Genomic DNA, 11,659 nt, shown 5'->3' with positions numbered 1-11,659 from the left:
GTTTCCGCGCGTGGTGCGTGGGGAAAATGAATCCAGAGTGAGGTTTTCAATGTACGCGGTCATAAAAACCGGCGGCAAGCAGTATAAAGTTGCTGTCGGCGAAAAACTTAAAGTAGAACAGATACCGGCAGACATTGACGCTGAAATCACGCTCGACCAGGTTCTCGCAGTGGGCGAAGGCGAATCGATTAAGTTCGGTACGCCGCTGGTCAGTGGGGCTTCCGTCAAAGCTACCGTCGTGTCTCAAGGTCGTCACAAGAAAGTGACCATCTTCAAGATGCGCCGCCGGAAGCACTACCAGAAGCATGGCGGCCACCGCCAGAACTACACCGAACTGCGCATCGACGCGATCAACGCGTAAGCGCATCGGGCAAGGAGCTAACAAATGGCACACAAAAAGGCAGGCGGATCGTCCCGGAACGGCCGCGACTCCGAGTCGAAACGACTTGGCGTGAAAGTGTACGGCGGTCAGGCGATCCTGGCTGGCGGCATCATCGTGCGTCAACGCGGCACGCGTATGCACCCGGGTGAAAACGTCGGCATCGGCAAGGACCACACCTTGTTCGCGCTGACGGACGGCCACGTCAAGTTCACGACGAAGGGCGCCGGCAAGAAGCATCTGGTCAACGTCGTCCCGGCTGCTGTCTGAGCTTAGTCAGGCACGGGCTTCAGGACCGGAAAAAAGGCCCCGCGAAGTTTGCGGGGCCTTTTTGTTTGCGGGCTTTTCGGACTTCTGTTCGCGGACCCGGCGCCGTCGCGGCATCTCGTTGTCGCGATGGGACAAGAATCAGACTCAAACTGGCCGTTTGGCCAATGGTGCGCGCGCGTCACGCGCGGCAAAATAGCAATACCTACGGGACGGAGTAACGCATGAAGTTCATTGACGAAGCGAGGATTGAAGTCATCGCCGGCGACGGAGGAGATGGCAGCGCGTCGATGCGCCGCGAGAAATTCGTCCCGTTCGGCGGTCCGGACGGTGGCGACGGCGGCCGCGGCGGCAGCGTCTTTGCAGTCGCAGACCGCAACATCAACACGCTGATCGACTACCGGTACGCGAAAAAGCATCAGGCGCGCAACGGCGAAAACGGCCGTGGCTCGGATTGCTACGGCAAGGGCGGCGACGACATTACGTTGCGCATGCCCGTCGGCACGATCATTACGGATATGGATACGGGCGAGCTGATCGCCGACCTTACCGAGCACAACCAGACTGTGCAGATCGCGCAGGGCGGCTCGGGCGGTCTCGGCAACCTGCACTTCAAGTCCAGTACGAATCGCGCGCCGCGCCAGAAGACAGAAGGCAAGCCGGGCGAGCGCCGCATGGTGCGCCTCGAATTGAAGGTGCTGGCCGACGTCGGTTTGCTGGGCATGCCCAACGCGGGCAAGTCGACGTTTATCTCGTCGGTGTCGAACGCGAAGCCGAAAATCGCCGATTATCCGTTCACGACGCTCGCGCCGAATCTCGGCGTCGTGCGCGTCGGGCCGAGCCGCAGCTTCGTGATCGCCGACATTCCCGGACTGATCGAAGGCGCTGCGGAGGGCGCAGGCCTCGGTCATCAGTTCCTGCGGCACTTGCAGCGCACGGGGCTGCTGCTGCATATCGTCGATCTCGCGCCGTTCGACGAAGCTGTCGATCCCGTCGCGGAAGCGAGGGCTATCGTCAACGAGCTGCGCAAGTACGACGAAGAGCTGTTCGGCAAGCCTCGCTGGCTCGTGCTGAACAAGCTCGACATGGTTCCTGAAGACGAGCGCGAAATACGCGTGGCCAAATTCCTGAAGGACTTCGAATGGGATGGCCCGGTCTTCGAAATCTCGGCGCTCACGGGCCAAGGCTGCGAAAACCTCTGCTACGCGGTGTACGACTACATCTCCGAGCATTCGGATGCGCACCGCGAGGCGGAAGCCGAAGATCTGGCCGCTGACGTGCGCTTCCGCGAGGGGCAAGCGGGCGGTGCCGCGGGAACACCCGTCGAGCCGCAGGAGTAAGCAGCCGTACCCTGGATCCGGCGCACTCCCAGCATGCGCCGGCCTTACGAATCATCTTGGAGACCGCGCACAATGCGTTCCGTTATCGCAGATTCCAGGCGATTGGTGGTGAAAGTCGGTTCGAGCCTCGTCACGAACGACGGGCGCGGGCTCGATCACGCGGCGATTGGCCGCTGGGCCGCGCAGATTGCCGCGCTGCGCGAGCAGGGCAAGGAGGTCGTGCTCGTCAGTTCGGGTGCAATCGCCGAGGGCATGCAGCGCCTTGGCTGGACCAGGCGTCCGCGTGAAATCGACGAACTGCAGGCAGCCGCGGCCGTTGGTCAGATGGGGCTGGCGCAGGTCTATGAAAGCCGATTCGCCGAGCATTCCATTCGCACCGCGCAAATCCTGCTGACGCACGCGGACCTGGCCGATCGCGAACGCTATCTGAACGCGCGCTCCACGCTGCTGACGTTGCTGCGCCTGGGCGTGGTGCCGATCATCAATGAAAACGACACCGTCGTCACCGACGAAATCAAGTTCGGTGACAACGATACGCTCGGTGCGCTGGTCGCAAATCTGATCGAAGGCGATGCGCTGATCATCCTGACCGACCAGCAAGGTCTCTTCACCGCGGACCCGCGCAAGGATCCGAGCGCGACGCTCGTCCAGCAGGCCGATGCCGGTTTGCCTGAACTCGAGGCCATGGCGGGCGGCGCGGGTTCGAGCATCGGCCGTGGCGGCATGTTGACGAAAATTCTCGCAGCGAAGCGCGCGGCTCATAGCGGCGCGAACACGGTGATCGCAAGCGGCCGTGAGGCGGATGTGCTCGCCCGCCTCGCATCGGGCGAGGCGATCGGTACGCAGTTGATCGCGCGCACAGCTCGCATGGCCGCGCGCAAGCAGTGGATGGCGGACCATCTTCAGGTGCGCGGGCATGTGGTGATCGACGACGGCGCCGTCGAAAAGCTCACGGAAGGCGGCAAGAGTCTGCTGCCGATCGGCGTGGTCGGTGTGCAGGGCGCGTTCGCGCGCGGCGAGGTGATCGCGTGTCTGAGCCCGTCGGGGCGCGAAGTCGCGCGCGGGCTGACGAACTACAGCAGCGCGGAGACGAAGCTGATCCAGCGTCGTCCGAGCGGCGAGATCGAATCGGTGTTGGGTTACATGCTCGAGCCCGAACTCATCCATCGGGACAATCTGGTGCTCATCTAGAAGTGCTCCCCTCCGCGAGGCCACAAAAAAAGCCGTTCCATCACAAGATGGAACGGCTTTTTGTTGCGTCGGCATCGAGCCGCGGAGCCTTCCGCGGGCGGATGATAGACCGTTGTATCAGCCTCCGCGAATCAACGTGCTGTTCACGCGCTTGTACCTGATATTGTTCAGAATCGCGTCCGCCTTGCCGACGGGCAGCTTGCTCGTGCAGAAGTAATCCTGATAAAGCGCCGCGTGATACGCGTTCAGATCGCCGTTTTCGATCCGCGACCAGTCGTTTTCGACCGTACGGTCCCAGCCGTCGTGATCGGCGTTGAGTCCCGCATATAGCTTCCACGAGTAGTCCTCGCAGCGAATCCCTTCGTAGTTCACGTTGCGCGCGCCACTCGGGCTCGTGACCACCACCGTGTAGCGAATCACGCCGTCGCTGTCGACCGTCAGCGATTTTGCATCGAGCGCGAACTGCAGCGGTGTGTTCTGCGAAACGTTGAACGGCAGCAGATCGCCAGGCTGCGGCATGGCCGGGAGCGTATCGACTTTCTTTTCGGTCCACGTCGACGGCCGGTCGAACAGATACTGAAAGTCGCTCTTGGGTCCATCGGACTTGGAAGCGTCAGTCGGCGTGGAATTCTTGGTGCTCGAACAGCCAGCCAGCAGAACGCCCGCGGCGACACACGCCGCGGCGAAAGCAAATACTTTCAATGTGATTTCCTCGAAACGCCGGCGCAGCGTGTCACACGCCGCACCGGCAGATGCGGCGTGGACAGCCGCTTAGCGTCAGTCGCGCAGACCCGGTGCCTGAACGGCTGCAGGATCTTCCGTCGACGAACAGTCAGACCCGATTGTCGCACGCAGCGTAGTCTCGACTACAAATGACGTCGTGACGGTCGTCACGGACGCTGCGGACTCCATCGACGCCCCGGGCGGCGCATTCACCGACGACGCCATCCGTGGATAGCGTTGCCCGTGATGATGTCCACCGGGCCGTTCCGTGCGCGGCGCAGGACGCCGCAGGAAACGGGACAATTCCGTTAACGCCAGCTGATACACATCCCGCTTGAACTCGATCACACAGTCGAGCGGTACCCAGTACTCGTTCCAGCGCCAGGCATCGAACTCAGGGTGATCGGTCGCGCGCAAACAAATGTCGCAATCGCGTCCAACCATCCGGAGCAGGAACCAGATCTGCTTCTGGCCGCGGTAATGGCCGCGGACCTCACGCTTGATGAACTTGTCAGGCACCTCATAACGCAACCAGTCACGCGTGCGACCGATAACCTTGACGTGCTCCGGAAGCAGGCCGGTTTCTTCGTGCAATTCCCTGAACATCGCCTGCACGGGGGTCTCACCATACTTGATGCCCCTTGCGGAAACTGCCAGGAATGTTCACGCAGACGCTTGCCCCAAAACACCTCGTTGTGAGCGTTCAAGAGGATGATGCCGACGTTCGGGCGAAAGCCTTCACGATCCAGCATACAACCACCTTCGAATCCTTTAAAATTGCTTTGATTATAAACAGATAACGGGTCCGACGCACCGCCTCGCACCAGATTGGCGCGATTGCCCGCAACAAGCCTCGTCCGGAGCCTCGAAAGCCGCTTTCCGGCGCTTTTGGCGCGTCGTCGGACAAGTGCCCGCGCATGCGACAATCGCTGTTCGGCCTGTCACAAGCGTGCGCCGGTATGACCAGGCGCTCAGGCGCGCGAACTCATCGTCTTACCCTTTCGGGCGGCCCCTTTGGTCCGCCGCTTTTGGAAAATTCTGAATGAAAGCCTCCCGATTCTTTATTGGCACCCTGAAGGAAGCGCCCGCCGACGCGGAAATCGTCAGTCACAAGCTCATGGTGCGTGCCGGCATGATCCGGCGCGTCGCTGGCGGCATCTACAACTATCTGCCAATTGGCCTGCGCTCGATCCGCAAGGTAGAAGCGATCGTGCGCGAGGAAATGAACCGGGCAGGCGGGATCGAACTGCTGATGCCGGCTGTGCAGCCGGCGGAGCTGTGGCAGGAATCGGGCCGCTGGGAAAAATATGGTCCCGAACTGCTGCGCTTCAAGGATCGCAAGCAGACTGACTTCGTGATTGGACCGACGCACGAAGAAGTCGTGACGGATATCGCGCGCAACCAGATCAAGAGCTACCGTCAGTTGCCCGTGAACTTCTATCAGATCCAGACGAAGTTCCGCGACGAAATCCGTCCGCGTTTCGGCGTGATGCGCGGCCGTGAATTCATCATGAAGGACGCGTATTCGTTCGATAAGGACGCGGACGGCCTGAAAGAGTCGTATCGCAAGATGTACGACGCTTATGTGCGCATTTTCACGCGCCTCGGTCTCGATTTCCGCGCGGTCGCGGCGGACAACGGCTCGATCGGCGGCAGCGGCTCGCACGAATTCCACGTGATCGCCGATACGGGCGAAGACGACATCGCTTACTGCCCGACGTCGGACTTCGCGTCCAACGTCGAAGCGGCTGAAGCGTTGCCGCTGATCGCGGAACGCGCCGCGCCGAAGGAAGAACTCAAGAAGACGCCGACACCGGGCAAGGCCAAGTGCGAAGCCGTCGCCGAATATCTCGACATTCCGCTCGAAAAGACCATCAAGTCGATCATCCTCGCCACCGAAAACGAAAGCGCCGAGCCGACCATCTGGCTGCTGATGCTGCGCGGCGACCATGATCTGAACGAGATCAAGGTCAACAAGCTGCCTGGTCTCGCCGAGTTCCGCTTCGCGACGGAAGAAGAAATCGTCGCGTGGTTCGGCACGCCGCCGGGCTACCTCGGGCCGATGAACACCAAGAAGCCGATCAAGGTGATCGCGGACCGCACGGTCGCGAACATGAGCGATTTCGTGGTCGGCACGAACGAAGTCGATTTCCACACCACAGGCGTCAACTGGGGCCGCGATCTGCCCGAACCCGTCGTCGCGGACATCCGCAACGTGAAGAAGGGCGATCCGTCGCCGGACGGCAAGGGCGTGATCGACATCTGCCGCGGCATCGAAGTCGGCCACGTGTTCCAGCTTGGCACCAAGTATTCGGAAGCGATGAACGCGACGTGCCTCGACGAATCCGGCAAACCGCAGCCGATGCAGATGGGCTGCTACGGCATCGGTGTCACGCGTATTCTCGGCGCGGCGATCGAGCAGAACTTCGACGACAAGGGCATCATCTGGCCGGAATCGATCGCGCCGTTCGAAGTCGTGCTGTGCCCCATGGGCTACGACCGCAGCGACGCCGTGCGCGAGCAGGCTGACAAGCTGCACGACGAGCTGACGGCAGCGGGCATCGACGTGATTCTCGACGATCGCGGCGAGCGTCCGGGCGTGATGTTCGCGGACTGGGAACTGATCGGCGTGCCGCATCGTCTGGTGATCGGCGACCGTGGCCTGAAGGACGGCAAGATCGAGTATCAGGGGCGCCGCGACGCGGAAGCGACGCTGTTGCCCGTCGAAGGCGCGGCGCAGGCCGTGATCGACAAGATCAACGCAGCGCTCGCGCGCTGACGGGAGCGGACGGTGGAGTACAACTTCCTGTCCGCGACCATCCTGCTGATTCTCATCACTGATCCACTCGGCAACATCCCGCTCTTCATCAACTGCCTGCGGGGTGTTGCGCCTCACCGGCGCATCCGCGTGATTCTGCGCGAAGTCGCCATCGCGTTCGTGATCCTGCTGGTCTTCATGCTCGTCGGCGACCGCTTTCTTCGGATGATGAGCCTGACGGATCTGTCTTTGCGCATCGGCGGCGGGATCGTGCTGTTCCTGATCGCGCTGCGGATGATCTTTCCGCATCCCGACGGCCCGTTTGGCGCGGACACGCGCGCCGCCGAGCCGATGATCGTGCCGCTCGCGATTCCCGCGCTCGCCGGTCCGTCGGCGCTGGCGACGGTGATGCTGCTGACGTCGCAGGCGCCGAACAAGATGCTGGAGTGGATGGCGGCGCTGACGGTGACGATGATCGTCTGCGCGATCGTGCTGGTGCTCGCGGAGCGCATTCAGCAATGGCTCGGCGAGCGCACGGTGATGGCGTTCGAGCGGTTGATGGGTCTCGTGCTCGTCGCGATTTCAGTGGAGATGATGCTCGGCGGTATCCGCACTTTCGTGCATCAGCTCGACAAATAGCGGTTGATCGAAGGAACAAAAAAGCGACCCTGAGAGGTCGCTTTTTTTATCTGCGGCGTGAGGAAGCGTCAGGCGCCTTCCGTCAGCGCGCGGATTGTCGGCAGATTGCGCCAGTAGCCCTTCGCATCCATCCCGCAGCCGAACACATAGCGGTCCGGCACTTCGAAACCGCAGAAATCCGGGTGCAGCGGCTTCGCCTTCTGAAGGATCTTCTCGCACAACACCGCGCTCATGAAGCGCTTGGCGCCCATATCCATGATGCGGTCGCGGATCGCGGCCATCGTCTCGCCTTCATCGAGGATGTCGTCGAGCACGAGCACGACGCGGTCCTTCACCGAACCCGAAGGTGCGACGCGCCATTGCATCTCGGCGCTGCCCTTGATCGCGTTGCGATAGCGGGTGAGGTGGATGTAGTCGAATTCGAGCGGGAAATCGAGGTGCGGCAGCAACATGCCTGTGAACACCGCCGCGCCGCCCATCACCGACAGCACGAGCGGAAAGTCTTCGGCCATTTCGGCGCGGATCGCGTCGGCCATGTGGCTGATGGAGGCGTTGACGTCGCTGGCCGAAACGATTTCTTCGGAGTGACTGAAAATGTGGAGAGCTTCTTCGCGATTCATGACGTCTGACGGGCGGTAACTGTATACATAGTGTGAAAGACAACGACCCTGCGCGCTACAGCATATACCCGCGCCTTGGTTCGGCATACGCGCCGGGCCGTGGTGGCCGCCGCGCGCTCGCATTTGCCGGCGAGCGCACAACGGCCGGCAAGGATCAGCGCATGCCCGGCAACATGCCCTTCATGCCGCGCATCATCTTCTGCAGATTGCCGCCCTTGAGCTTTTTCATCATGGTGCGCATCTGGTCGTACTGATTCAGCAAGCGGTTGACTTCCTGCACCTGCACGCCCGCACCCGCGGCGATGCGGCGCTTGCGCGTCGCCTTGATCAGATCGGGCTTGGCGCGCTCCTGCGCGGTCATCGAGTTGATGATGCCTTCCATGCGGCGCATCTGCTTTTCGGCCTGGCCCATGTCGGCATTCGACGCGGCCTGCTGGAACTGCGCGGGCAGCTTGTCCATCAGCGACGACAGACCGCCCATCTTCTTCATCTGCGAAAGCTGCGCGCGAAAATCGTTCAGATCGAAATCGCCGCCTTTCTTGACCTTGTCGGCGAGCTTCTGCGCGGCCTGCACATCGACGCCGCGCTGTGCTTCCTCGACGAGCGCGAGAATGTCGCCCATGCCGAGAATCCGGTTCGCCATGCGATCCGGGTAGAAGATTTCGAGGCCGTCGAGCTTTTCCGCGACGCCGACGAACTTGATCGGCTTGCCCGTCACGTGACGCACGGACAGCGCCGCGCCACCGCGCGAGTCGCCGTCGAGCTTGGTCAGCACGACACCCGTGAGCGGCAGCGCGTCGTTGAACGCCTTCGCGGTGTTCACGGCATCCTGACCGAGCATGGCGTCGACGACGAACAGCGTTTCGGCCGGATTCAGTTCCTTATGCAGCGCGGTGATCTCGTTCATCATCGCTTCGTCGATGCCGAGACGGCCGGCCGTGTCGACGAGCAGAACGTCGTGATAGTGGCGCTTCGCCCAGTCGACGGCGGCACGCGCGATATCGACGGGCTTCTGGTCCGGTTGCGACGGGAAGAAATCGGCGCCGACCTGTTCGGTCACCGTCTTCAACTGCGCGATAGCGGCGGGGCGATACACGTCGCACGACACCGTCAGCACTTTCTTCTTGTACTTCTCGCGCAGCAGCTTCGCGAGCTTGCCGACCGTGGTGGTTTTACCGGCGCCCTGCAGGCCGGCCATCAGGATAATGGCGGGCGGCGTGACGGCGAGATCCAGTTCGGCGGCCTTGCCTTCGTAGTCGCCGCCGATCACGGCCGTCAGCTCGCGCTGCACGACGCCGACCAGCGCCTGACCCGGCGACAGGCTGGCGATCACTTCCTCGCCGAGCGCCTTCTCCTTCACCTTCGCGATGAAGTCGCGCACGACGGGCAGCGCCACGTCCGCTTCGAGGAGTGCGAGGCGCACTTCGCGCAGCATCTCCTGGGTATTCGCCTCGGTGAGCCGGGCTTCGCCGCGCAGCGTCTTGACGACGCGCGCCATCCGTTGAGTGAGGTTGTCGAGCATGGGGGGCGATGAGCAGTGCGGCCGGCTCCGTCACCGCGCGACAGCGGCGGACTTTGGAGGGCCTGGTGTAAACTTCGAATATGGATATTGTACTGTATGCCCTCACTGCGCTCCTGTACGGCGGTCTCGCCGTCGCAGGCTGGCGCGCGCACCGGCAGGCGGCGGCCGCGCCGATGCTCGAGAGCGTGTCGCCGCTGTCTCCCGCTGCGCCGCTGCCCGCGGGCGGGCGAGGGCTGGCGGCCGCCTCCGCCGGCATGTCGATGACGACGCGCATCGTGCTGCTCGTCGCGCTGCTCGCGCACGGCGTGCTGCTGCACACCACCATTTTTCCGCACGACGCGATGGTGTTCGGCTTCGCGTTCGCGCTGTCCGCGATGTTCTGGCTCGGCGCGGGTATCTACTGGATCGAGAGTTTCTTTTTTCCGCTCGACGGCCTGCGTCTGCTCGTGCTGCCGCTCGCGTGCATCGCGTCGCTGCTGCCGCTCGTGTTCAACGGCGTGCACGTGCTGTCGTACGCCGCCGATCCGCTGTTCAAGCTGCACTTCCTGATCGCCAACGTCGCGTATGGTCTGTTCGTGATCGCCGCGCTGCATGCGGTGCTGATGCTGCTCGTCGAGCGGCGTCTCCACGCGATGCGCGGCGGTGGGCTTGCGCGTCAGAGCGCCGCGAGCAACGACGGCTGGCTGTCGAGTTGGCTCGACACGCTGCCGCCGCTGCTTACGCTGGAGACGCTGCTGTTCCGTCTGATCGGCGCGGGTTTCGTGCTGCTTACGCTGACGCTGGTCTCGGGCATGCTGTTCAACGAACAACTGCTCGACCGCGCGCTTCAGCTCGATCACAAGACCGTGTTCGCGCTGCTGTCGTGGGTCATGTTCGGCGCGCTGCTGACGGCGCGCAAGGTGTCGGGTTGGCGCGGCCGCGCGGCATTGCGCTGGGTGCTCGCGTCGTTTGTCGCGCTGCTGCTCGCGTATGTCGGCAGCCGTTTTGTTTTCGAGGTGCTGTTGCACCGTCCTGTGGTCTGAGTGTCATGCGACAAATTTTTCTGCTGATTCTGTTGTTCATCGTTGGCCAGTGGCTGGTGAAGGCACTGCGCCGCGCCGACGCATCGCGCACATCGGCGCGCACAAGTGCGGGCGGCGACGCCGGCGCCAGCGCGCGCACCAATGGTCACGCGAGCGGTAGCGCGAACGGCAAGCCCGCCGCTCAACTCGCCGAGCCGATGATCCGTTGCGCCCAATGCGGCGTGCATGCGCCAAAGAGCGATTCCGTGCTCGTCGCGGGCCAGACGTTCTGCTCGCACGATCACGCGCAGCGTTACGCCGCCCGTCCGACGGGCCGCGACGCGCGATGACGGCACACGCCACCGCGCGTTTCACCGTCGATGCAAACGGCTGGATCAACGAAGCCAGCAAGCTGCCGTCGCCGAATTTCGAGGTGCGGCCGAACGGCGCACGTCCGACGCTGATCGTCGTCCACAACATCAGCCTGCCGCCGAACGAATTCGGCGGCACGGGCATCACGGATCTCTTCCTCAACCGTCTCGACTGCGACGCGCATCCGTACTACGACGCACATCTGCGCGACGTGCGGGTGTCCGCGCATTTCGTGATCCATCGCGACGGCGCGCTCGAACAGTACGTGTCGTGCGACGAACGCGCGTGGCACGCGGGTGCGTCCAGCTTTTTCGGACGCGAACGCTGCAACGACTTTTCGATCGGCATCGAGCTCGAAGGCAGCGACGCATCGGCGTTCGAAGCGGCGCAATACGAGACGCTCGCACCGCTCGTGCAGGCACTCGCCGCGCACTACGCGATCGAAGCGCTCGCGGGCCACTCGGACATCGCGCCGGGCCGCAAGACCGATCCCGGTCCACACTTCGACTGGCCGCGTTTGCAACGCGACACCGCGCTCGCCGATCAGTACTTCCCCTATCTGCATCCGTCGACGCGCGCGCCGATAACCCCGTAAGCGCGTGACTTTTTCTGTGCGGTATCCAACAGACAGCGCAAGCACGCTGTGAGCGCGCGTCATTTCCCCGACAGCTTTTTCCGACGCGGGCATCGCAAAAGTCAAGATCGTCAGACCAAATAAAAGAATTTGCGATCACGGTTCAGTACACTATACTTCGTGCCGTTAATCAGTTTTTGCACAAGATGTAGTGTTTGTCAGGCGGCGCCCCGCTCCATGAGCATGGCGCCGTCAGCATTACCGGCACTGAAA

General features: G+C 62.7%; 12 protein-coding genes and 1 pseudogene. 9 read left to right on the top strand and 4 right to left on the bottom strand.

Annotated elements, in window-relative coordinates:
• The first annotated feature begins 49 nt into the window (after nt 1–49).
• The 4 genes from rplU to proB all read left to right on the top strand — a co-directional run bounded on the left by rplU (nt 50) and on the right by proB (nt 3,177).
• Nucleotides 50–361, top strand: a complete 312-nt coding sequence (gene rplU / locus H1204_RS15180) for a 50S ribosomal protein L21 (RefSeq protein ID WP_007747161.1) — start codon at nt 50–52, stop codon at nt 359–361.
• A 24-nt stretch (nt 362–385) separates the two neighbouring features.
• On the top strand, nt 386–649 hold the full coding sequence (gene rpmA, locus H1204_RS15175; protein WP_007747163.1) for a 50S ribosomal protein L27: 264 nt from the start codon (nt 386–388) through the stop codon (nt 647–649).
• A gap of 221 nt (nt 650–870) precedes the next feature.
• Nucleotides 871–1,986, top strand: coding sequence for an Obg family GTPase CgtA (cgtA, locus tag H1204_RS15170; RefSeq protein WP_180728956.1), 1,116 nt, complete (start codon nt 871–873; stop codon nt 1,984–1,986).
• A gap of 72 nt (nt 1,987–2,058) precedes the next feature.
• Nucleotides 2,059–3,177 carry a glutamate 5-kinase gene (proB, locus tag H1204_RS15165; RefSeq protein ID WP_180728955.1) on the top strand — a complete coding sequence of 373 codons (1,119 nt, stop codon included), beginning with the start codon at nt 2,059–2,061 and terminating at the stop codon, nt 3,175–3,177.
• A gap of 117 nt (nt 3,178–3,294) precedes the next feature.
• Here the strand turns inward: proB and H1204_RS15160 are convergent, their stop codons facing one another.
• Complete coding sequence (locus tag H1204_RS15160) at nt 3,295–3,879, bottom strand: CNP1-like family protein (protein ID WP_243468519.1); 585 nt, start codon at nt 3,877–3,879, stop codon at nt 3,295–3,297.
• A 75-nt stretch (nt 3,880–3,954) separates the two neighbouring features.
• A pseudogene (locus tag H1204_RS15155) lies at nt 3,955–4,652 on the bottom strand (RNA pyrophosphohydrolase).
• Nucleotides 4,653–4,942: 290 nt separating this feature from the next.
• On the opposite strand from H1204_RS15155, the gene H1204_RS15150 reads away from it, so the two are divergent.
• The gene (locus H1204_RS15150; protein WP_180728954.1) at nt 4,943–6,679 is read left to right on the top strand and encodes a proline--tRNA ligase; all 1,737 of its coding nucleotides are present in this window, start codon (nt 4,943–4,945) and stop codon (nt 6,677–6,679) included.
• A gap of 12 nt (nt 6,680–6,691) precedes the next feature.
• On the top strand, nt 6,692–7,297 hold the full coding sequence (locus H1204_RS15145) for a MarC family protein (RefSeq protein ID WP_180728953.1): 606 nt from the start codon (nt 6,692–6,694) through the stop codon (nt 7,295–7,297).
• 68 nt (nt 7,298–7,365) lie between these two features.
• On the opposite strand, the gene H1204_RS15140 is transcribed toward H1204_RS15145, so the two are convergent.
• Nucleotides 7,366–7,917 (bottom strand): hypoxanthine-guanine phosphoribosyltransferase, encoded by a 552-nt coding sequence (locus H1204_RS15140; RefSeq protein WP_036002518.1) that lies wholly within the window; start codon nt 7,915–7,917, stop codon nt 7,366–7,368.
• A gap of 154 nt (nt 7,918–8,071) precedes the next feature.
• Nucleotides 8,072–9,439 carry a signal recognition particle protein gene (ffh, locus tag H1204_RS15135; RefSeq protein ID WP_091780145.1) on the bottom strand — a complete coding sequence of 456 codons (1,368 nt, stop codon included), beginning with the start codon at nt 9,437–9,439 and terminating at the stop codon, nt 8,072–8,074.
• An 80-nt stretch (nt 9,440–9,519) separates the two neighbouring features.
• On the opposite strand from ffh, the gene ccsA reads away from it, so the two are divergent.
• The 3 genes from ccsA to ampD are packed head-to-tail and all read left to right on the top strand — an operon-like array spanning nt 9,520 to nt 11,407.
• Entirely contained in the window at nt 9,520–10,461 is a 942-nt protein-coding gene (gene ccsA / locus H1204_RS15130) for a cytochrome c biogenesis protein CcsA (RefSeq protein ID WP_180728952.1), read from the top strand.
• A gap of 5 nt (nt 10,462–10,466) precedes the next feature.
• Nucleotides 10,467–10,790 (top strand): PP0621 family protein, encoded by a 324-nt coding sequence (locus H1204_RS15125; RefSeq protein ID WP_180728951.1) that lies wholly within the window; start codon nt 10,467–10,469, stop codon nt 10,788–10,790.
• Entirely contained in the window at nt 10,787–11,407 is a 621-nt protein-coding gene (ampD, locus tag H1204_RS15120; RefSeq protein WP_180728950.1) for a 1,6-anhydro-N-acetylmuramyl-L-alanine amidase AmpD, read from the top strand. Before H1204_RS15125 ends, ampD begins: the two co-directional genes overlap by 4 nt.
• The last annotated feature ends 252 nt before the right edge of the window (nt 11,408–11,659 follow it).

It is taken from the genome of Paraburkholderia sp. PGU19 (genome assembly GCF_013426915.1).
Classification (GTDB): domain Bacteria; phylum Pseudomonadota; class Gammaproteobacteria; order Burkholderiales; family Burkholderiaceae; genus Paraburkholderia.
Note: the sequence above shows the minus strand (reverse complement) of the source record. Positions and strands in the feature narration are given on the sequence as shown.

Excerpts from the sequence above, each read along its gene's own strand:
- ampD (WP_180728950.1), top strand. The coding sequence starts at position 10,787 with ATGACGGCACACGCCACCGCGCGTTTCACCGTCGATGCAAACGGCTGG.
- rplU (WP_007747161.1), top strand. The coding sequence starts at position 50 with ATGTACGCGGTCATAAAAACCGGCGGCAAGCAGTATAAAGTTGCTGTC.
- H1204_RS15150 (WP_180728954.1), top strand. The coding sequence starts at position 4,943 with ATGAAAGCCTCCCGATTCTTTATTGGCACCCTGAAGGAAGCGCCCGCC.
- H1204_RS15125 (WP_180728951.1), top strand. The coding sequence starts at position 10,467 with ATGCGACAAATTTTTCTGCTGATTCTGTTGTTCATCGTTGGCCAGTGG.
- rpmA (WP_007747163.1), top strand. The coding sequence starts at position 386 with ATGGCACACAAAAAGGCAGGCGGATCGTCCCGGAACGGCCGCGACTCC.
- ffh (WP_091780145.1), bottom strand. The coding sequence starts at position 9,439 with ATGCTCGACAACCTCACTCAACGGATGGCGCGCGTCGTCAAGACGCTG.
- proB (WP_180728955.1), top strand. The coding sequence starts at position 2,059 with ATGCGTTCCGTTATCGCAGATTCCAGGCGATTGGTGGTGAAAGTCGGT.
- ccsA (WP_180728952.1), top strand. The coding sequence starts at position 9,520 with ATGGATATTGTACTGTATGCCCTCACTGCGCTCCTGTACGGCGGTCTC.
- H1204_RS15140 (WP_036002518.1), bottom strand. The coding sequence starts at position 7,917 with ATGAATCGCGAAGAAGCTCTCCACATTTTCAGTCACTCCGAAGAAATC.
- cgtA (WP_180728956.1), top strand. The coding sequence starts at position 871 with ATGAAGTTCATTGACGAAGCGAGGATTGAAGTCATCGCCGGCGACGGA.